20 protein-coding genes and 1 pseudogene are annotated in these 19,976 nt (G+C 33.1%); 19 read left to right on the forward strand and 2 right to left on the reverse strand.

From position 1 onward, the window contains the following. The first annotated feature begins 4 nt into the window (after positions 1-4). The 13 genes from deoC (at position 5) to OTJ99_RS04745 (ending at position 13,185) form a co-directional block, all read left to right on the forward strand. A complete protein-coding gene (gene deoC, locus OTJ99_RS04685) occupies positions 5-667 on the forward strand; it encodes a deoxyribose-phosphate aldolase (protein ID WP_045165040.1) in 663 nt (220 codons plus the stop codon). Positions 668-701: 34 nt separating this feature from the next. Next, entirely contained in the window at positions 702-1,874 is a 1,173-nt protein-coding gene (locus tag OTJ99_RS04690; protein WP_045165039.1) for a phosphopentomutase, read from the forward strand. 17 nt (positions 1,875-1,891) lie between these two features. Next, positions 1,892-2,710 (forward strand): purine-nucleoside phosphorylase, encoded by an 819-nt coding sequence (locus OTJ99_RS04695; RefSeq protein ID WP_045165038.1) that lies wholly within the window; start codon positions 1,892-1,894, stop codon positions 2,708-2,710. Between the two features lie 137 nt (positions 2,711-2,847). Beyond that, positions 2,848-3,201: a response regulator gene (locus OTJ99_RS04700; protein WP_013290864.1), complete on the forward strand. Its 354-nt coding sequence runs from the start codon at positions 2,848-2,850 to the stop codon at positions 3,199-3,201. Positions 3,202-3,221: 20 nt separating this feature from the next. After that, a complete protein-coding gene (locus tag OTJ99_RS04705) occupies positions 3,222-5,123 on the forward strand; it encodes a chemotaxis protein CheA (protein ID WP_045165037.1) in 1,902 nt (633 codons plus the stop codon). Positions 5,124-5,132: 9 nt separating this feature from the next. After that, complete coding sequence (locus tag OTJ99_RS04710; RefSeq protein ID WP_045165036.1) at positions 5,133-5,615, forward strand: chemotaxis protein CheW; 483 nt, start codon at positions 5,133-5,135, stop codon at positions 5,613-5,615. A gap of 30 nt (positions 5,616-5,645) precedes the next feature. Beyond that, the gene (locus OTJ99_RS04715) at positions 5,646-7,196 is read left to right on the forward strand and encodes a methyl-accepting chemotaxis protein (RefSeq protein WP_045165035.1); all 1,551 of its coding nucleotides are present in this window, start codon (positions 5,646-5,648) and stop codon (positions 7,194-7,196) included. Positions 7,197-7,484: 288 nt separating this feature from the next. Next, on the forward strand, positions 7,485-9,188 hold the full coding sequence (locus OTJ99_RS04720; protein ID WP_045165034.1) for an IS1634-like element ISCsa8 family transposase: 1,704 nt from the start codon (positions 7,485-7,487) through the stop codon (positions 9,186-9,188). A gap of 188 nt (positions 9,189-9,376) precedes the next feature. After that, positions 9,377-9,931, forward strand: coding sequence for an ECF transporter S component (locus tag OTJ99_RS04725; RefSeq protein WP_045165033.1), 555 nt, complete (start codon positions 9,377-9,379; stop codon positions 9,929-9,931). Further along, positions 9,928-10,680 (forward strand): DUF6873 family GME fold protein, encoded by a 753-nt coding sequence (locus tag OTJ99_RS04730; protein WP_045165032.1) that lies wholly within the window; start codon positions 9,928-9,930, stop codon positions 10,678-10,680. The genes OTJ99_RS04725 and OTJ99_RS04730 overlap by 4 nt, the downstream gene beginning before the upstream one ends. 89 nt (positions 10,681-10,769) lie before the next feature. Further along, the gene (gene ytxC, locus OTJ99_RS04735; RefSeq protein ID WP_045165031.1) at positions 10,770-11,663 is read left to right on the forward strand and encodes a putative sporulation protein YtxC; all 894 of its coding nucleotides are present in this window, start codon (positions 10,770-10,772) and stop codon (positions 11,661-11,663) included. Between the two features lie 98 nt (positions 11,664-11,761). Continuing rightward, positions 11,762-12,073, forward strand: a complete 312-nt coding sequence (locus tag OTJ99_RS04740) for a YerC/YecD family TrpR-related protein (protein ID WP_045165030.1) — start codon at positions 11,762-11,764, stop codon at positions 12,071-12,073. After that, entirely contained in the window at positions 12,070-13,185 is a 1,116-nt protein-coding gene (locus OTJ99_RS04745) for a THUMP domain-containing class I SAM-dependent RNA methyltransferase (RefSeq protein WP_045165029.1), read from the forward strand. Before OTJ99_RS04740 ends, OTJ99_RS04745 begins: the two co-directional genes overlap by 4 nt. 198 nt (positions 13,186-13,383) lie before the next feature. Here the strand turns inward: OTJ99_RS04745 and OTJ99_RS04750 are convergent, their stop codons facing one another. Beyond that, the gene (locus tag OTJ99_RS04750; protein WP_045165028.1) at positions 13,384-15,258 is read right to left on the reverse strand and encodes a hypothetical protein; all 1,875 of its coding nucleotides are present in this window, start codon (positions 15,256-15,258) and stop codon (positions 13,384-13,386) included. A 22-nt stretch (positions 15,259-15,280) separates the two neighbouring features. Next, on the reverse strand, positions 15,281-16,393 hold the full coding sequence (locus tag OTJ99_RS04755) for a S1C family serine protease (protein WP_045165027.1): 1,113 nt from the start codon (positions 16,391-16,393) through the stop codon (positions 15,281-15,283). A 221-nt stretch (positions 16,394-16,614) separates the two neighbouring features. Between OTJ99_RS04755 and OTJ99_RS04760 the strand changes: the two genes are divergently transcribed. The 6 genes and pseudogenes from OTJ99_RS04760 (at position 16,615) to OTJ99_RS04785 (ending at position 19,954) form a co-directional block, all read left to right on the forward strand. Next, positions 16,615-16,818 carry a 4Fe-4S binding protein gene (locus OTJ99_RS04760; RefSeq protein WP_045165026.1) on the forward strand — a complete coding sequence of 68 codons (204 nt, stop codon included), beginning with the start codon at positions 16,615-16,617 and terminating at the stop codon, positions 16,816-16,818. Between the two features lie 9 nt (positions 16,819-16,827). Next, the gene (locus tag OTJ99_RS04765; RefSeq protein WP_045165025.1) at positions 16,828-17,085 is read left to right on the forward strand and encodes a metal-sensitive transcriptional regulator; all 258 of its coding nucleotides are present in this window, start codon (positions 16,828-16,830) and stop codon (positions 17,083-17,085) included. A gap of 198 nt (positions 17,086-17,283) precedes the next feature. After that, the gene (locus tag OTJ99_RS04770) at positions 17,284-17,508 is read left to right on the forward strand and encodes a sulfurtransferase TusA family protein (protein ID WP_045165024.1); all 225 of its coding nucleotides are present in this window, start codon (positions 17,284-17,286) and stop codon (positions 17,506-17,508) included. 15 nt (positions 17,509-17,523) lie between these two features. Then, positions 17,524-18,000: pseudogene (locus tag OTJ99_RS04775) on the forward strand (DsrE/DsrF/DrsH-like family protein). A gap of 126 nt (positions 18,001-18,126) precedes the next feature. After that, positions 18,127-19,734 carry a B12-binding domain-containing radical SAM protein gene (locus OTJ99_RS04780; RefSeq protein ID WP_045165023.1) on the forward strand — a complete coding sequence of 536 codons (1,608 nt, stop codon included), beginning with the start codon at positions 18,127-18,129 and terminating at the stop codon, positions 19,732-19,734. Between the two features lie 19 nt (positions 19,735-19,753). Continuing rightward, a complete protein-coding gene (locus OTJ99_RS04785) occupies positions 19,754-19,954 on the forward strand; it encodes a DUF6485 family protein (RefSeq protein ID WP_013290141.1) in 201 nt (66 codons plus the stop codon). Positions 19,955-19,976 lie beyond the last annotated feature (22 nt).

Consider the following 19,976-nt stretch of genomic DNA (forward strand, 5'->3'; position numbering starts at 1 on the left):
CAGAATGACAAAAATAGAGATTGCAAAGTTTATTGACCACACTTTATTGAGGTCAAATGCTACACATGCAGAAATAAAAAAGCTTTGTGATGAGGCAATCCAATACTCTTTTGCTTCAGTTTGTGTCAATCCATACTATGTGAAGGTTTGCAAGGAGTATTTAAAAGATACATCTGTGAAGGTTGCAACTGTGATAGGTTTTCCTCTTGGCGCAACTACTATGAAAACTAAAATATTTGAAGCAAGAGAAGCATTTGAAAATGGAGCAGATGAGATAGACATGGTTATAAATATTGGAGCTTTGTTAGAAGGAAATGTAGACTATGTATACGAAGAGATAAAAAACATTGTTGATATTGCAAGGGGGTATAAAAGTAAGATTGTAAAAGTGATTATTGAAACATCTGAGTTAAGTGACCAACAGAAGATAGAAGCATGTAAAATAGTGATGGCTGCAGGAGCTGATTTTGTAAAGACTTCAACAGGCTTTTCCAAAAGTGGTGCCAAGTATGAGGATATACTTTTGATGAGAAAAGTTGTTGGTGACAAAATAAAGATAAAAGCTTCAGGTGGAATAAGAACCTATGAAGATGCACTTAAAATGATAGAAGCAGGTGCAAGCAGAATTGGTACAAGTTCTGGTGTTGCAATTGTTTCAGAGGACTAATCGAATTAATTTTTGGGAAGGAGATTATCCAAAGATGAAAGTGGTTTTGATTGTGCTTGATAGTGTAGGGGTAGGCGAACTTGAAGATGCTAAACTGTATGGTGATGAAGGCAGCAACACTTTGTCAAATACTTCTTATGCTGTTGGTGGCATAGAGCTAAAAAACATGTACAAGCTTGGAATAGGAAATATTACAGATATAAAAGGCACACCCCCAAATCCAAATCCAATTGGGGTATTCGGGAAAAGCAAGGAAAAATCAAAAGGTAAAGATACAATAACAGGACACTGGGAGATAGCAGGGGTTGTGTTGGAAGAACCGTTTAAAACTTTTCCTGAGGGGTTTCCAGAGGAACTTATTAAAGAATTTGAGAGACAAATTGGCAGAAAAGTGCTGGGGAACAAAGTGGCATCTGGTACTGAAATAATAAAAGAGCTTGGAGAGCAGCATATGAAAACTGGCTACCCTATTGTGTATACCTCGGCAGATTCTGTATTTCAGATTGCTGCTCATGAAGAGGTCATTCCTCTTGATGAGCTTTATAAAATATGCGAGATAGCAAGAAGAATGTTGGTTGGTAAATGGCTTGTTGCAAGGGTTATTGCACGACCTTTTGTTGGAAAAGACAGAAGTAGTTTTGTCAGAACATATAACAGAAAAGACTTTGCAGTTGAACCACCTTATGAGACACTGCTTGATAATATAAAAGAGGCAGGACTTGAAGTTGTAGGTATTGGCAAGATTGAAGATATATTTGCAAAAAGAGGATTGAGCATAAGCATTCATACAGAGGGGAACATGGATGGGATTGACAAAACCCTCAAGATGATGGATGAAGTAAAAGACGGGCTTATATTTACTAACCTTGTTGACTATGATATGCTCTATGGTCACAGAAATGACCCTCATGGCTATGCAAAGGCTTTAATAGACTTTGACACAAGGCTTCCCGAAATCATGAAAAAGCTTAAAGAAGATGATATTTTGATAATCACTGCAGACCATGGTTGTGACCCGACAACACCTTCAACAGATCATTCGCGTGAATATGTGCCAATTATTGTATATGGTCAGAATGTTAAAAAAGGACATGACCTTGGAACAAGAAAAAGCTTTGCTGATATTGGTCAGACAATAGCAGAATATTTGAATATAAAACCTTTAAAGTTTGGAGAGAGTTTTTTAAAAGAAATTATGATAAAATAGCTATTGAGGTGATTTTTATGTCGTATTATGAGAAAGTAAAAGAAGCATCAGAGTTTATAAAAGGTAAGATTCCAAGTGTGCCAGAGGTTGCTATTATTCTGGGCAGTGGACTTGGCAACTTTGTTGAGGCAATGGAAGATAGAATTGAGATTAAATATTCAGAGATACCTCATTTTCCTGTGTCTACTGTCAAAGGACACAAGGGCAACTTGGTTTTTGGAATAGTAAAAGGAAGAAAGGTTTTAGCCTTTCAGGGAAGATTTCATCTTTATGAAGGGTATAAGGCTCAAGAGGTTGTAATTGGTGTGAGGGCAGCTGGACTTTTGGGCGTGAAAAACCTAATTGTTACAAACGCGGCAGGGGGAATTTCGCCTCTGCTTTCTCCTGGAGACTTGATGGTGATAAAAGACCATATAAATCTTTCAGGTGAAAATCCGGCAATTGGACCTGAAGCAGAGAGATTTGGTGAAAGATTTTTTGATATGACATATGCATATGACAGAGAAATGATTGAAAAAGCAAAAGATGTCTACAAAAAAAATAGAGTTGATTATAAAGAAGGTATATATGCATTTTTAAAAGGTCCTTCGTATGAAACGCCTTCGGAGATAAAGATGCTAAAAATTATTGGTGCAGATGCTGTTGGTATGTCAACAGTTTTGGAAGTTATTGCAGCACGACAAATGAATATGAGAGTATTTGGAGTTTCATGTATAACAAACATGGCAGCAGGGATTCTTGAAAAAAAACTTTCACATCAAGAGGTCATAGAAGTTACAAAGTTAGTTGAGGAAAAGTTTATAAAAATAATTAGGGATTTGATAGAGATTATTTAAATAAAGAAAGGTAAATACTTAAAAATCCTACACTGCAAAGTTTTTGTGCAGTGTAGGATTTTTGTTTATTATACAAAAAATTCGGGTAAAAATAAATTAGGAATATTATTTTTCCTGCGGGGAGGGAAAATTGCTGTATGAAAAAAGTTTTAATAGTAGACGATGCAGCATTTGTAAGGTATTCTCTAAGACAGACATTAGAAAAATATGGGTTTGAAGTTGTGGGTGAAGCATGTGATGGGAAAAGCTGCATAAAACTTTTTCAGCAACTCCATCCAGATATTGTAACTCTTGATATTACAATGCCTGAGATGAACGGTATAGAAGTTTTGAAAAAGATTATGGAGATTGACAAGAATGCAAAAGTTGTCATGATAACTGCTTTAGGACAAGAAGAAAAAGTAAAAGAGGCAGTATTAAATGGAGCAAAAGGGTTTATAGTAAAGCCATACAAAGAAGAACATTTGGTTAAGGTCTTGGCCTCTTTATAAAAGGATGAGAAGGTGAGACTGTGAATGAAGTACAAAAAGACCCCATGTTTGAGGTATTTATGAGCGAAGCAAAAGAGATAGTAAATTCACTTGAGAGGATTTTTATCGAACTCAAAGAAGGAAACAGAAACTTTGATGTAGCAGTAACAGAAGCTCTAAGATTTTTCCATACATTAAAAGGTTCTTCAGCGATGATGGGGTTTGACAACATATCTAAGGTTTGTCACAGAGTTGAAGACATCTTTGTTTGTATGAGAGATGAAGGTAAACAACCAATAAACCTTGATAATTTTATTTTAGACATGTTGAAGTTAGTTGACTTTTTAACCATTCAGATAAATCGTATAGAAAACTTGCAGCAGCCTCAAGATGCAGAAAATATCGAAGAGGTTTTCGAAAAGATTGAAATGAGTTTAGCAGAAAATGGTAAGGCGCAAACCGAAAGCGAGAAAAGATATCACATAAGGTTGCTTTTTGAAGAAGGCTGGGAAATGGAGAATTTGAGGGCCTTTCTAATTGTCCAAAATTTGAAACAGTATGTCAAAGTATTAGAATACCTGCCTTCTGATATTGAGGTTAATATGGCATCTTCAGAAAAAATCAAAAAAGATGGTTTTTTTATTTCAATTGAAACTTTACTTAAAAAGGAAGATATAGTTAAACTTTTTGAAAACTTTGCATGGGTAAAAGATATTAAAATTGAAGAAGTATCAGAAAAAGCTTCTTTAACAAAAGAGATAAGTTCATGGCAGAATGCTGTACAATCTACTCATAAACTGATAAATGTTAATATTGAAAAAGTTGATAAGCTAATAGACCTCATTGGCGAAGTGGTAATAACTTTTTCAATGATTGTGCAACACCAAGAAATAAAAACTGATGAGAATAGCAGTTTCAAAAATTTAACGCTTCAGATGTCAAAGCTAATAAGAGAACTTCAAGAAGTTGCAATGTCGATGCGTATGCTACCGCTTTCTTCAACATTTCAAAGGCTAAAAAGGACCGTTATTGAGATGTCTGCAAAACTTCAAAAACCAGTTGATGTTCATATCACCGGTGAGGAAACTGAGCTTGACAAAGTTTTGATAGAACACTTAACAGATCCACTGATTCATATAATTAGAAATGCTGTAGATCATGGAATAGAAGACAAAGAAGAAAGATTAAAAAAAGGCAAAAATATAACTGGTAATGTATATATAAGTGCTAAAAATAGCGGGTCTGAAGTGGTTATTAGCATTGAGGATGATGGTAGAGGTCTTGATAAAGAGAAAATATTACAAAGAGCTTTAGAAAGAGGTATTATAAACTCACCTGATGATATTGGAGAAGATGAAATTTTTGAATTAATATTTCAGCCAGGATTTTCTACTAAAGAAGAAGCTACAGAATATTCAGGAAGAGGTGTGGGTCTTGACATTGTTAAAAATAGCATTCAAAAAATTGGGGGAAGAATTTTTGTTGAGTCTGAAAAGGACAGAGGTACAAGATTTACAATTAGAATCCCTCTCACTTTAGCAATAATTGATGGAATGTTAATTGATGTTGACGGCAATGTTTTTGTTGTACCATTGAGCTCAATAGTAGAGACATTTAAACTTGAAAAGCAGCAGATAGTATTGGAAAACGAAGTTCCGTTTGTGTACAGAAGAGGCACATGTTTTAGTGTAATTGATTTGAACAAGATTTTTTATGGAAATGATATACGTAATAAAGAAAAAACATATTATTTAGGAATACTTATTACGAATGGTGAAAAAAATGGTATTTTGCTTGTTGACAATATGATTTCGCAACAACAGATAGTTATAAAAACTCTGCCTGCTATTTTAAAGCAGGTAAGAGGCATTTCAGGATGTACACTCCTTGGAAGTGGGAATATAGCATTTATTTTGGATATTGATGCTTTACTTGAAAGGTAGGTGAGAAAAATGCAAGAAGAATTGTTAAGTAATAAAGTAGCTGAGTTTGAAGAAACTATGAAAGATATGTATCTTATATTCAAAGTAGATGACCAGTTATATGGGATAGAGATTAAGTATGTCATAGAGATTATAGGACTTATACCCATAACCTATGTGCCAAATCAAGAGGAATATGTTAAAGGAATAATTAATTTGAGGGGGAAAATCATTCCTGTGATAGACGCAAGAATGAGACTTTCCAAACCACAAAAAGAATATAACGAAAGGACCTGTGTAATTGTTATAAGTATAGATGATTTTTTAGCTGGTATTATTGTTGACCATGTGAGCGAGGTTGCTGTGATAAATAAGGACCAAATTAGTCCTTTGCCACCCACATATGAGAAAATAGACGAAAGGTTTTTTAGAGGTGTTGCAAACTTAAACGAAAGACTTGTGTTGATAATTGATTGTGAAACTTTTGTTAAGCCGGATAGGATAAATCTTTAAAAATCTAATATGAAAGGGGATAAATGGTTTATGAGGTTATTTAGAAATCTTAAGATTTCTACAAAGATTTTAGCGGGGTTTGGAATAGTTTTAATTTTGATACTTTTAATGGGTACAATTGCTGTTACAAATATCAACAGAATAAACAATGCATATAAAGAGGTTTATCAAGCTAATGTGAAGGCATTTATTGCAATTGGCAATGTGCTTGGAGGTTTTGAACGACAGCGTATAAACTATAGAAATATTTTACTTGCGAGAAATTCTGCAGAGATGAATACGTATCTTCAAAAAACTAATGAGATAAAAAATTTTTATAAAACAAATCTTGAAGAATTTTCAAGATTGATAAATGAAGAGGACATAAAAAAAGAATATCAAAAGTTGATTTCTTTATTTGGTGAATACGAGAGTCTAACAAATCAGATAGTTGAACTTGCAAAAAGTGATAAAAAAGCAGCAATTGACCTTATGTTCAAGCCAAGTTCAGCCCAGCTTGTGACTGAAGTTCAAAACTCAATTAATACCCTCTATGATCTTGAAAAAAAATACATCGAAGAGTCAAACCTTCAAAATGATGCCCTTGCAAGAAGTACAGTAACATCAATGATAATAATAATTATTCTGTGCATAGCAATATCTCTCTTTTTAGGACTGATTATTTCTTCAGCTATCAGCAGACCACTTTCTAAAATGGTTTTTGCTGCCCAGAAAATTGCAGATGGAGATTTAACAGTTGATATAAGTGTTGATTCAAAAGATGAGGTTGGGATTTTGTCAGAAGCTTTTTCTAAGATGGTAGAATCATTATCTCAGCTTATCTTTTCAGTAAAATCATCTGCAGAACAGGTTGCACTTGGTGCAAAACAGCTTGCGGATGCAAGTCAAAGTCTTGCTCAGGGTGCAACTGACCAGGCAAGCTCTATCGAGGTGCTAAATGCTTCAATAGAAGAGGTATCTGCTCAAACAAAACAGAATAGCAAAAACGTAGAAGAAGCAACTAATTTTGCTAACCAGATTAGGGATGATGCAAAAATAGGTATGCAGCAAATGGAAGAAATGATGAAGGCTATGGAAGAAATTAATACTGCTTCGTCCAATATATCAAAAATAATTAAGACAATAGATGAAATTGCTTTTCAGACAAATATATTAGCGCTCAACGCTGCAGTTGAAGCAGCCAGGGCAGGAAGCTATGGGAAAGGATTTGCGGTTGTGGCTGAAGAGGTGCGAAATTTGGCCACCAGAAGTGCAAATGCAGCAAAAGAAACAAGCAGCCTTATTGAATCTACAATCAAAAAGATTGAGGTGGGAAACAGTATTGCGAAACAAACATACACCTCGTTAGATAGGATTACAAAGAACATCGATAAAATGGCCATGATCATGAATGATATAATGTATTCTTCAAAAGAACAATCTGAAGCAATAGCTCAGATTACAGAGGGAATAAACCAAGTTGCCAATGTTGTGCAGAGTAATTCAGCCAACTCTCAAGAGACAGCTGCTGCTTCAGAAGAACTTTACAGTCAAGCAGACACTCTTAAAAACCTTGTTGAAAGATTTAAAACAAGAAGCTGAAAAAAATCATAAAAAGCTAGTTGGGGCTGGGGGAAACCAGCTCCTTTTATTTTTGTATCGATACAGTTTTAGCTTAAAAATTTGATTTTTCTTGACTTTGTCAGTTAGGAGGAGTTTTTGAGCTAACAAAAAATAACAAAGTCTTAATTTATGCGGGTTTTGAGAATAGAAAAATAAAAAATTTTAAAAATTGTAGTGGCAAATTATAGTCTGAAATATGCTATAAATACTTGACATTTTGAATATTTTGTGGTACAATTACTCAAAATACCTTTGAGGAGTTACCATATGTTTGTCAAAATAACTAATGCTGGCGGTTACCAGTATGTTAGATTAGTCGAAAACTATCGTGAAAATGGCAAGGTAAAACAAAGAGTGTTATTTAATTTTGGTAGACTTGATCTTCTCAAAAGTGATCCTGCTTTTAAAAACATTGTAAAAAAACTATCCGACATTGTTGAAAAAACAACTACTGGAAATACAAAAGCTGTTACTATTGAATCTGAAGAGGATGTATCGGATGCAGTTATAAAAAATTGGGGATACATTGTATTCAGAAAGTTATGGGAAGAACTTGAAATAGATAAGTTTTCAAAAGAGAAAGCAACAAAAGGGAGAAAGATAAAATTTGATGTAGACAAAGTAAGTTTTTTAATGACCATACAGAGATTGATAGAACCTATGAGCAAACTAAGAACTTATCATCAGAGAAATAAATATTTTGGATTTGAAGAGGATATAGATTTAAATCAGTTGTACAGGTGTTTAGATTTTCTTGACAGTATAAAAGAAGATTTAGAGACGTATCTGTATCAGAAAAATAGGGATTTATTTAAGATGGTAGTTGATGTAGTTTTTTATGACGTGACGACAATATACTTTGAGAGTTGTAGAGCCGATGAACTTAAAAATTTTGGTTTTAGCAAAGACAACAAGATAAATGAAGTACAGGTTGTGTTAGGGCTTTTGGTAGACAAAGAAGGCAGGCCGATAGGTTATGAACTTTTTCCTGGCAATACAATAGATAGCAAAACAATGGTAAAGATACTGAGGAAACTGAAAGAAAAATTTAGTATAGATAAGATAGTGATAGTAGCAGACAAAGGGCTCAACAGCAGATTAAATTTAAAGATGATAAAAGAAGCGGGATACGATTATATAGTAGCAAGCAGATTAAAGAATGCAAGTAAAGAAATTTTAGATGAAGTATTTGAGCAAGAAGGATATAAAAGGCTTGATGGAAAAAGTTGTTTGAATGCTGAAGAAATTTATGGAGATGAATTCAAATATAAGGTATTGGAAAGAACAAATGTTATCAAGGATGAAGAGTGTAAAGAGTTTAAAATAGAAGAGAGACTGATAATAACCTATTCAAGCAAGAGAGCTAAGAAAGACAAAGAAGACAGAGAGAGATTGGTATCAAAAGCCAAAGAGCTTTTAGAGAACAAAGGAAGTATAACAGCCTTAGAGAAAAAAGGTGCGAGGAAATATTTGAAGAAGAAATCAAAGTCAGAAGAATATGTATTGGATGAGGAAGCGATAAAACGAGATGAGAAGTTTGACGGTTACTATGCAATACAAACGAGCAAAAAGGATATGGATGTAGAAGAAGTTTTAGGAGCATATCACGATTTATGGAAGATAGAACAGTCTTTCAGAGTAATGAAAAGCTGTTTAGAAGTACGACCGATATATCACTTTACAGAAAGCAGAATAAAAGGACATTTTGTGATATGTTTTTTGGCATTTTTATTACAGAGGACATTGGAATATATTTTGAGGAAAAAAGGTAAAGGAATAAGTAGTGAAGGGATAATGGAAGCAATAGATTCAATGAATTTTATTGAAATAGAGATAAAAGGGAAGAAATATTTGATAAAGCAAAGGACAGAAGGAGGAGCTGGAGATATACTGAATGTGATGAAGATAAAGGGGCCAAAAAATTTCATCACATATGAGGAAGGCTTAGAATTTATTGGTATTAGCAAATGATGTAGTGACAAAATTGAGGTCCATATTTTGTCAATCCCAGTCCCCCCAAGCTTTTTGAGTTTCAAACTGACAAAGTCAAGAGTATTTTATTTATTGCATCGATACAGTCAATAGTCAATGTTTTGCTTTTTATTTTTTTTAAATGTAAAATTGTTGTGAAAAAAATTTTTAAATGCTGAGGTGAAAGTATGGGCAGAAATACTAAGTTTTGGATATTTGCAGGGTTACTTGCTGCAGCTGTTTTTGTTTTGACATTTGCAATTAAAATACCACTTTTAACAGGATACTTTAATATTGGTGATGTTATCATTATGATCGCATCCATTTTATTTGGTAAAGGCATTGGATTTTTGGCTGGTTCTTTTGGATCTGCTTTGGCAGATTTAGCAGCTGGGTATCTTATCTATGCTCCTTTTACATTTATTATTAAAGGTTTGGAAGGCTATTTTTGTGGTCTTATATTTGAAAAATTAGGAAAAGATAAAAAACAAAATCTTGGTTTTATTATTTCAAGCGTGGTTAGTGGCATTTGGATGGCAGTGGGATATTTTTTAGCAGAAGGTTTTGTGTTAAAATATCTTTCATCAGCATTAAATGTTAATAGAGACCTTCAGTTTGGTTTCAAAACTGCCCTTGTAAATTTTCCGTTTAATTTGCTTCAGGGAATTTTGTCTGCTGTAGTTGCTGTAATATTGATTGTTCCGCTTTATAAGAATAAATTTATTGGGAAGATGAGAGTTTGAGATATTTAAAATTTCCTCATCTGCCAAGCAGTAAAGTAACCCATGTTTTGCTTGATAAAAGAGCATATAATAAGACAGTCTACTTATTAGAAGACTCTAAGATAAATATAATCTTTTGCGAGAAGTCAGATGATGTATATGATGCTATATCTTCTCATCCGGATATATTTTATTTTCATTATGAAAATAATTTGATTTTTGCCGCTCCCAACTCACCAGAAAAAACCACTCGAGAACTTTGTAAGCTGGGGTTCAATATAATATTTGGTGAGAAAAATGTATCTGAGAAGTATCCTGAGGACATTGGATATAATTTGGCAAGAATTGGGGAGTATGTCTTTCACAATTTTGAATTTACTGATAGAATTATCTTGAGACACATTGAAAAGGATAATCTCAAAAAAATACAAATAAATCAGGGGTATGCAAAATGCTCAATATTAATTGTAAATCAAAGCGCTATTATTACCTCAGACAAGAAAATTTATAGAAAAGCACTTGGGCAAGGCATTGATGCACTTTTGATAGTACCCGGGTTTATAAAGTTAGAAGGTTTAAACTACGGTTTTATTGGTGGTTGTGGTGGGCTGATTGACAGAGATGTCTTAGTTTTTAACGGCGATATAGCAAAGCACCCAGATTATGAAAAAATAAAAGAGTTTCTAAAAAAGCATAAAGTTGAGTATTTGTGTGCAGAAGGTTTTGAGCTTTCAGATATAGGTTCAATCATTCCTTTGTGTCAGCAGTAAAAAAAGAGCATACTTAAAAAAGTGTTTTGGGGGTATATTTATTATAGTTCCTTTTCTCAGAGAATATTTTTAGCTGGGATGTGACAGATATGCAAATATTGAGTTTGGGAGTGGCAGAAGAACCCTTCTTTGTATATAGCAGCTTGAAAAAGCAATTTGATGAACTTGAAAATTTAAAAGGACTTTCAATAGAGCAAAAACAAAGTGGGGAAATAACTTTTTATGGAATATTTTTGAGTGATGAGGAGATAAAGAAAAACCTTGATTTGCACAAATATGAAAGAATAAAATATTTTATTGCAGCAGCAATATGCAATGTGATAGTTGAGTATACTCAGGAAAAACTTATTGGTAAACTGATAGAAGAAAATTACTATTTTTTAGATAATATAGAAAAAGAAAAAATCTTATATGAAAGCAAGAAAAAAGTGAATGAAGTAATTGAAAGTAATGGCTTTTCAAATGTGAAATATGAGATAATTAAAAAAATTTTAGACTTTCTTGATTCTAACTTTGAATTCAATTTTGAGGGATTTTTGACTTTCAGACTGAAGGAATATCTCAAAATTATCGAAAATATTATTGAAGATGTAGCTAATAAATACTTTTTTGAAAGAGAATATATCCAATTTGTAAACCTGTTGAGATATTTTGTAGGTATTCAAAATGCAAAAATAGATTTGGTTCACGTCCTGCCAGATGAAAAAGCGTATATCTTATATGATAAAGAATTTAAAGAGATAAAAGATGAATTTTTTGAGATGTTATCTAAAAATTTAAGGTTAAATCTGAGTAAGGAAGATATTTTACTCAGCAGACTTATTTCTCTTTCACCGCGGCAAGTTATCTTTCACAAACATGGTGATGTAGGCTTTTCTCAGGACATTTTAGAGATGCTTTCTCTTCTATTTGAAGATAGAATTCATTTTTGTGACGAATGTGAGATTAAAAACTCAAAGACTGTACCCAAAAGTGAGGAATAAATCCTCACTTTTTTGTTTTTAAAACAAAACAAGTTTACTTCAATTATTTAAAGTGATATAATTTTGAAGGAATATCCTCAAAAGAGGTGTAAAAAGGGATGAATCAAAAGCTTAAAAATGAAATGACAGACCATCTTTTTGAGGCAATACTTGAGCTAAAGTCCATAGAAGAGTGTTATAACTTTTTTGAGGATTTATGTACTGTAAGGGAGATACAAGAACTTTCACAAAGATTTGAAGTGGCAAAGCTGTTGTTTGAAGGTGCAAAATATAGTGAGATAACCAAAAAAACAGGAGCTTCACCTGCAACTATAAGTAGAGTGAATAGATGTTTGAATTATGGAGCAGATGGATATAAAACTGTATTAGAGAGGATAAAACAAAAAACGAGATTGGATGAGAAAAAGTGATAGAACTTTTTATTGCAATGCCTTTAGGAGTTGAAAGTGTTACAAAAGAAGAACTAATAAGATTAGGATATAAAAACTTGAAAGTTGAGAATGGAAAGATATTTGTGGAGGCAGAGTTAGAAGATATTCCAAAGCTTAACATAAATTTGAGGTCTGCAAACAGGATTTTTGCTGTTCTTAGAAAGTTTAGAGCAGAGAGTTTTGATGACCTTTTTGAAGGCGTTTATAGCTTTGAATGGCAGGATATTCTTCCTAACGATGCAAAGATTTTAGTTACTGGCAGGTCAGAGAACTCAAAGCTTTTTAGTATAAGAAGTTGCCAGTCAGTAACAAAGAAAGCCATAGTTGAAAAATTAAAGAAAAGCTACAATGTATCGTGGCTTGAGGAAACAGGAAATCTTTATAAGATTGAAATTGCTCTTTTAAGTGATATTGCATATGTACTTTTTGACACAACTGGAGAGTCTTTGCATAAAAGAGGATATAGAAAGCTTCAATCAGTTGCACCTTTAAAAGAAAACATAGCGGCCACAATGGTTATTTTAAGTAGATGGAGACCTCAGCAAGAGGTTTTATGGGATCCCTTTTGTGGTTCTGGGACAATTCCTATTGAGGCAGCTATGATTGCTAAAAATATTGCACCAGGTTTGAATAGGACATTCTTAGCTGAGCAAAATAGTTTTGTTTCTCAAGATTTATGGAACAAGGCAAGACTTGTTGCCATTGAAAAAATTGATTATAACAGTAAATTTAATATTTTAGCTTCTGACATAGATGAAAAAATGATTTATATTGCAAAGACCAATGCAAAAGCTGCGGGGCTTGAAAAGGATATAAAATTCTTTAGAGCAGATGGCAGAAAAATCAAAAAATCTTCGGACAAAGGCATAATTATTACAAATCCACCTTATGGAGAGAGGATAGATAGTATTGACATTTTTAATCTTTATAGGGATTTTGGAAAATGTCTAAGAGATTTTAGGGGTTGGAGATTTTTTATTTTATCTGGCTATGATAAGTTTGAAAAAGCGTTTGGCAGAAAGGCAGACAAAAATAGAAAACTTTACAATGGAAAGATTAAAACTTACCTTTATTTTTATATTCAAGTATGATAAAATGAAAAACCTCCATAATTTATTTCTGATGAGCGCAAAGCAAAAATGAGTGACAAGTAATGTTAAAGGGCTAAGAGGTTGAAATAAGGATTTTAAAACTTGCTCAGAATCAGTAAGAAACCAGAGTGTACATAGTGATAAGAACCTAAAAGGGCTGCAGCTTCTTTTAAATTGATATGCAGCCCTTTTTGACTTTTATTCATTATCTTTTTTCTTAAACTTTTCTAAATCTTCATTGACAAATTTCATATTCAGTTTAGAGAAGTTTACTTTGTCAATTTTGATTGTATTTATTGACTTTGTAAAATCGTCTAATGTAACACTATTCCAATAAAGAACAGGCACAGATAAATCAATAGTGTAGTAGTACTGCTTATACTTTATCATGTATATTACCCTGTTTTGGAGGTTTAAGAAATTAAAGTCTCGGTTAAGATTTCCTTTTGCTAAGTCAGATAATTTGCTTAGGTTGTATACATAAGTGAATTTGTAAATTGTAAGTTCACCAGTTGAGTACTTTTGAAGGCTCATATCAGCTGTTTTACTTTTATATTCATTGCTTTCAATCCAAGGTTGCATAGTATTTTTTATGATTTTCTCAGCTGGATCAAGATTGATACCCCCGTTTATTGTTAAAGTTGAATATGGTGTATTGTAAAGCATAATTGTTTCAACATCGGATATTCCTTGAGAAATTGGAAAAGTAGATGCATTTATTACTTGAGTGTAATAACTGTAGTAATAGTATGGAATATTTGTTTTATAGTCTTTGGATATATTCATTTCAAATGGTGCTTTGTTGAGCTTTACAGTTTTAAAAGTACTTTGTGGTTTTAAGTCACCTGTCCAAAGTATAGAATCGAGGTATTTACTCTTTGTCGGTATTGGCCTAAATGAATTTATAATCCTGTCATACTTTTGTTTATCTTTCTTATATTTATCCTCTCTAACATAAAGCTTCACGAAATATTTGTTGTTATTGAAGTCCACATACATTCTTTTTTCAATAAAACTTTTTTGAAGGCTTTTTCTAACATTGAGCTTAAAGAGTTTGGCTTTTGCACCGTTTATATTTAAAGCCTTAGAAGAAGTTATCTTGCAAAGAGATTTATTATAAAGCTTCACATTTTTCATCTCAAGTTCAACCCATTTGTCAAAACTTGCATTTGAATTAGCAACAAAACTGACAGAGAGGTATTCGTCATACTCTTGCTGCTCGACTTGTGATGGTGTTGTAACCACATCTTGCTGTTTTTGAGTATTTAACCCCATTTCTTCGTCTGTATAAAGTGGTGCAAAAGACTGAGTTGATGAGTTATATTCAAAATTGTAAATATCGGTTGACTTCCAGTAAGGTGGCAGGTCAATCTGCCAGCCGTAACTTGTATTTTTATGAACTCTCCAGCTTGTTACGTTGTCTGCTAAATCCTTTATATTAGGATTTTTTGAATCAAACCGAAGTTCAAATGAATCAGCTATTTTGTACAGAAGGTTTTTGTGTTCGGTATAGAAATTTAGGTCCATGCTGATAGTGAGTCTGTAAATATAGTTATATTTTTTATTCTTGCTAAGGTAAATTCGCGTAAGATTAAAATTACCAGAACTTTCTTCTTCATCTACAAAAACGTAAAAAGAATCTGTATAGACACTTGTGATTTCGATGTACTCTTGCCCATTTTTATCTTTACCTTTTTTCAACGAATATATTTTAGAAACCGAGCCATAATTATTTATAATGTCTGAGCCGTACAACAAAATTTCATCTAAGGAAGAAAAGCCTTCTTTGTTTGGAATTGCTTCAACGCTTATATTTGCTTTATAACTGCTGCTTGACATTGAAAAATAACTTCCTTTTGGGTCTTTGTTAATATAAGCATCTTGGGGCATGTATATTGACCAGTTGTAGATACTATTTCCAACTCTATTTTTGTTGACATCATCTTTTGAAAAAACTGTGTAAAAGTCGATAACTCCATCGTCATCTTGAGCATAACTCAAAAAAGTAGTTGAAGATATGATAAAAGTAACAATAAGTAAAGCTGTAAAAAACCTTTTTAATTTCGCCACCATTAAATACCATCCTCTCTATATTTTATTTATTTTCTGGATATTCTTTTAAAACTACTTCTTTTTCAATTATCTTTCCATTCCTCTTTATTTTAAGCTTTACCTTATCTCCGGGAAGGTACCTCATCAGAAGCTGATTGTATTCTGCAATTGAATTAACAGAATAATTGTCAATTGAGACAAGTATATCGTTTTCTTGAACAAATCCTTTTAAAGGGCTATCTTCTTTTACATCAATTATTTTCAGTCCAAGTGTAGAGGGCAAGCCAACAATAGAAAGCCAGCTGTCTTCAAATTCAAGTCCTAGGTAACATCTTCTTATTTTCCCAAATTTTTTATAATGATCCAGAAAATAAAGAATATTTTCAGCAGGAATTGCAAAATTAATTCCCTGAAAATATTCAATACCTAAGGTATTTATGCCAACCAGCTTTCCTTGCATGTTTACAAGAGGACCTCCACTATTTCCGGGATTTATAGCTGCATCTGTTTGCAAGAATGTATAGGATTCATCCACTGGTCTGTTGAGGCCACTGATTATTCCTTTTGTTACGCTGTTTTGCCAACCTAAGAAAAGTGGAGTTCCAATTGCTAATACCTCTTGCCCAACTTTTATGTTTTTAGGATTTTCAATTTCAATTGGGTTTAAATTTGTACGGTTAACTTTCAAAATAGCCAAATCTATGTCTTTGTTTCTATACAATACTGTTGCTTTATATGCTTTAGCATCATAAAAAATCACATAAGGTTGTTTCATGTCTTCTACAACATGGTTGTTTGTGAGAATTAAACCGTTTTTGTCAATGACAACACCAGACCCGTGCGTAAGCCCTGCAGGTATCTTGCTGTAATAGAAGTCCTCTGCTTTTATTTTTTTGCTGTCACCAATTATCGCTACAACAGATTTGTTAACTTTATCAATTACTTCGCTTACAGATAAGTCCTTTTTTTGAATGATCACTCCATCTTGGAATTTTACATAATCAAAACCGAAAAAATCTTTCAAAGAGTCCAAATCCACATACAGTTTGCCATCAATTACTTTTGGAGTTACTTTAATTGACTGAGCAAATACCACGTTGGAAATGAGCGAAAAGACAATAAAAACAACAATATACATCTTACATAGCTTCTTCATTATAAAACCTCCCGTGCATAGATTTGTTACTATCTAATTATAACGTATTTTACCCAAAAATGTTGTACCCTAAGAAGGGGTTTTTCAAACTTTCATTTTTGTAGTTGATTATTTTCCCTTTTTGAGTTATAATAAACTTGTAAATTGAAATACACCCCCATGGTATAGGGATTACAAATAAAAGTTACAAAATATTTTTAGAGAGGAGCAAAGTGTAAGAAATGAAAAAGGCAGTACTTAACAAAGATCTATGTGATAGGTCACCGTTTTGTCCAGCTTCACGTTCGTGCAAGTTTGGAGTAATAAAGAGAAAAGTGCATGGGTTTTTTGATGTTGAGATTGAGATAGACAAAGAAAAGTGTACAGGATGTGGGGTTTGTACAAGGTATTGTCCTCAAGATGCAATTGAAATTATTGAAGAGTAGGTGTTTGAAATGTCTGATAAAGAAAAAAAAGATGAAATTCTTAGCAGACTAAAAAATATAAGAGGCCACATTGATGGTATCATTAAAATGGTAGAAGAGGAAAAAGAGTGTGAAGAGATTATGCTTCAAATAGCCGCAGTAAAAAAAGCAATAGAAAAGGTTGGCTACTTTATAATTGAAAGCCATGCTGCAGAGTGTTTGTCAAGCGTAGAAAACAAAGAGGTTATTCAAAGGATTTTAAATATAATGATGAAGTTTTTGAGCTAAAAGTGCATTAAAAAATAACGAGAGTATTTTTTTCTTTCTTAAACTTACTTGAAACATTGTATTTTGTCCAAGAGTGTTATTATTTTGACAAACTTTTTTGCAAAAAATTTTGTTTTTGGCTTTTGTTAAAAAGATTCTATTGCTAAAAGATAACAAATATGGAAAACTAAGAAACAAAATCTGTGGAGGTGTACAATTATGGCAGAATATTTTATTGATGCAAAAGGTCTTCAATGTCCAGGGCCTATTACTCAGCTTTTCAAACAGATGAAAGAGGCTCAAAGTGGTGACATAGTTACAATTGAGGTAACAGACCCTGCTTTTAAAAAGGATGTTGAAAGCTGGTGCAAGAAGACAAAAAATGAGCTCCTGTCTTTAGAAGAGGCAAATGGTGTTATAAAAGCAAGAATAAAAAAAGCATAAAGGGTGATTTTAAGGATGAGAGAGGATAAAAAGACAATTATTGTCTTTAGTAACGACATGGACAAGGTGATGGCGGCGTTTGTAATTGCAACTGGTGCTGCTGCGATGGGCGATGAGGTTACAATGTTCTTTACATTCTAGGGTTTGAATGTTCTAAGAGATGCTAAAAAGAAAGCACAGGGAAAATCTTTCTTGGAAAAAATGTTTGGTGCTATGATGCCAAAAGGGGTTGAAAAGCTTCCACTTTCCAAGATGAACTTTTTGGGGATTGGTCCAAAGCTTATGAAATATATGATGAAAAAGAAAAATGTGATGATGTTACCTGAAATGATAAAACAGGCGCAAGAGCTTGGTATAAAGATGGTTGCATGTTCAATGTCTATGGATGTTATGGGAATAAAAAAAGAAGAGTTAATTGATGGTGTTGAGATTGGCGGTGTTGCCACATACCTTGGTGAGGCAAGCGAAGCAGGTGTGAATCTATTTATCTAAGTTAGGGGAATCTTAACTAATAGAGGCAGGAGAAAACCTGCCTTTTTATTTTTTTTGCTCTTTTGAAATATAAACTGTGATATAATAATGGAACGATAATTATTATTATCAGAAAGGAAAATCGCTATGATCCTGCTTGTTGCAATAAACTCAAAGTATGTTCATACAAACTTAGCAGTCAGATACCTTTATCAGCTCTGTAAAGAAAACTATCCATGCGAATATGTTGAGTTTAATATCAATCAGTCTTTGCATGATGTGATCTATGAGATTCTGAGTAAAAAACCTGAATATGTTGCAATATCAACATATATCTGGAACAGAAGCTATGTCGAAAAGCTTGTTGAAGGATTAAAAAAGGCACAAAAAAGCATAAAAATAATTCTTGGCGGGCCAGAGGTGTATTTTGACAGCCTTGATGAGTGGAAGTTTGTTGACATAATAATCAGAGGAGAGGGAGAGTACCCTTTTTTAGATTTATGTGATCATATTGCAGCTGGCAGGCAATATACTCAAAAAGAGTATCCGCCGTTTGATTTGAACAAGCTTCCTTTTGCATACAAGGACGAGAAGTTAGACCAAAGCAGAATCTATTATTATGAAAGCAGCAGAGGCTGCCCTTTTAGATGTTCGTATTGTCTTTCTTCCATTGAAAAAGGTGTTCGATTTGTGCCTCTTGAAAAGGTGTTTGAAGAGCTTGACTATCTTTTTAAAAAACAAGTAAGACTTATAAAGTTTGTTGACAGGACATTTAATGCAAACAAAGAAAGAGCAATAAAAATAATAGAGTTTTGTAAACAAAAGTCGCAAGCTACCCAAATTCACTTTGAAATAGACCCAACACTTTTAGATAGTGACATTATCACTGCAATAAATACTTCGAAAGATAACCTTTTCAGACTTGAAATAGGTCTTCAGAGTTTCAATCCACAAACTCTTGATGCAATAGATAGATTTTATGACATAGATAGAATTGATAAAAACTTGAAAAAGCTTATGGAAAACAAAAAGGCCATTGTTCATCTTGACTTAATAGCGGGCCTGCCATATGAAGATTTTTTGAGTTTTAAAAGAAGTCTTGATAAAACTATATTGTATTTTGCTGATGAAGTTCAGCTTGGATTTTTGAAAATGTTAAAGGGAACGAAGATAAGAGAAGAAGCAGCTAAATACAATTATGAGTTTTTCAAAGACCCGCCGTATGAGGTTATCTCAAATAGCTTCATTAGCTTTGAAGAGATTTATGAGCTTAAAAAAATAGAAGATTTAATAGACAAAATTTACAACAGGCAGTACCTCTATTTTACTTTAAGATACATCTTTCAGAAAATCTCTCCCTCAGAATTTTTTGAAAAGCTCTCAAGCAAAGTGAATAGCAATTTAAACACAAGGGAGTTTATAAAAGAGCTTTACAGAGTCATAAAAGAGAATTTTGATTTTGACAAGGATGTATTTGATAGCTTGTTCAGATTTGACATTTTAAGAAGGTTTCCAGAAGAATTTTTACCGGAAGAGTTGGCAATATCCGGGGAGGAAAGGGAGAAAATTAGACAAGCAATATATCAAGCAACAAGCTACCAAGACCTCAGAGAACCAAAAGAGATTATTAGAAGATCAAGGGCTTGCATATTCGGATTTGACATTGAAACGTTTATAGAAGATAATAAAATTGAAAATGGAGATTTTTTATACATCTTTTTCGAAGAGAAAGTAAAGAAAATAAAACTTCAGTAAAAAGGGGGAAAAGGGTAATATGGAGTGTACACTTTCCAAAAATCTTTCTATCTGCACATGTACTTATGAGCCGTGTTCAAGAAAGGGAAGATGCTGCGAGTGTTTGCACTATCACAGGAAAAATGGACAGCTTCCTGCTTGCTATTTTTCAAAAGAAGCAGAAAGGACATATGACCGTTCAATAGAAAACTTCATTCGTGACTATTCTTCAAGGAAGTAAAAAAAAAAAGAAGTGGGCAGAC

It is taken from the genome of Caldicellulosiruptor naganoensis, assembly GCF_026914285.1.
GTDB lineage: Bacteria > Bacillota > Thermoanaerobacteria > Caldicellulosiruptorales > Caldicellulosiruptoraceae > Caldicellulosiruptor > Caldicellulosiruptor naganoensis.

Excerpts from the sequence above, each read along its gene's own strand:
- OTJ99_RS04700 (WP_013290864.1), top strand. The coding sequence starts at position 2,848 with ATGAAAAAAGTTTTAATAGTAGACGATGCAGCATTTGTAAGGTATTCT.
- OTJ99_RS04750 (WP_045165028.1), bottom strand. The coding sequence starts at position 15,258 with ATGGTGGCGAAATTAAAAAGGTTTTTTACAGCTTTACTTATTGTTACT.
- OTJ99_RS04785 (WP_013290141.1), top strand. The coding sequence starts at position 19,754 with ATGGAGTGTACACTTTCCAAAAATCTTTCTATCTGCACATGTACTTAT.
- OTJ99_RS04755 (WP_045165027.1), bottom strand. The coding sequence starts at position 16,393 with ATGAAGAAGCTATGTAAGATGTATATTGTTGTTTTTATTGTCTTTTCG.
- OTJ99_RS04695 (WP_045165038.1), top strand. The coding sequence starts at position 1,892 with ATGTCGTATTATGAGAAAGTAAAAGAAGCATCAGAGTTTATAAAAGGT.
- OTJ99_RS04720 (WP_045165034.1), top strand. The coding sequence starts at position 7,485 with ATGTTTGTCAAAATAACTAATGCTGGCGGTTACCAGTATGTTAGATTA.
- OTJ99_RS04760 (WP_045165026.1), top strand. The coding sequence starts at position 16,615 with ATGAAAAAGGCAGTACTTAACAAAGATCTATGTGATAGGTCACCGTTT.
- ytxC (WP_045165031.1), top strand. The coding sequence starts at position 10,770 with ATGCAAATATTGAGTTTGGGAGTGGCAGAAGAACCCTTCTTTGTATAT.
- OTJ99_RS04725 (WP_045165033.1), top strand. The coding sequence starts at position 9,377 with ATGGGCAGAAATACTAAGTTTTGGATATTTGCAGGGTTACTTGCTGCA.
- OTJ99_RS04770 (WP_045165024.1), top strand. The coding sequence starts at position 17,284 with ATGGCAGAATATTTTATTGATGCAAAAGGTCTTCAATGTCCAGGGCCT.
- OTJ99_RS04740 (WP_045165030.1), top strand. The coding sequence starts at position 11,762 with ATGAATCAAAAGCTTAAAAATGAAATGACAGACCATCTTTTTGAGGCA.
- OTJ99_RS04715 (WP_045165035.1), top strand. The coding sequence starts at position 5,646 with ATGAGGTTATTTAGAAATCTTAAGATTTCTACAAAGATTTTAGCGGGG.
- OTJ99_RS04780 (WP_045165023.1), top strand. The coding sequence starts at position 18,127 with ATGATCCTGCTTGTTGCAATAAACTCAAAGTATGTTCATACAAACTTA.
- OTJ99_RS04765 (WP_045165025.1), top strand. The coding sequence starts at position 16,828 with ATGTCTGATAAAGAAAAAAAAGATGAAATTCTTAGCAGACTAAAAAAT.
- OTJ99_RS04710 (WP_045165036.1), top strand. The coding sequence starts at position 5,133 with ATGCAAGAAGAATTGTTAAGTAATAAAGTAGCTGAGTTTGAAGAAACT.
- deoC (WP_045165040.1), top strand. The coding sequence starts at position 5 with ATGACAAAAATAGAGATTGCAAAGTTTATTGACCACACTTTATTGAGG.
- OTJ99_RS04690 (WP_045165039.1), top strand. The coding sequence starts at position 702 with ATGAAAGTGGTTTTGATTGTGCTTGATAGTGTAGGGGTAGGCGAACTT.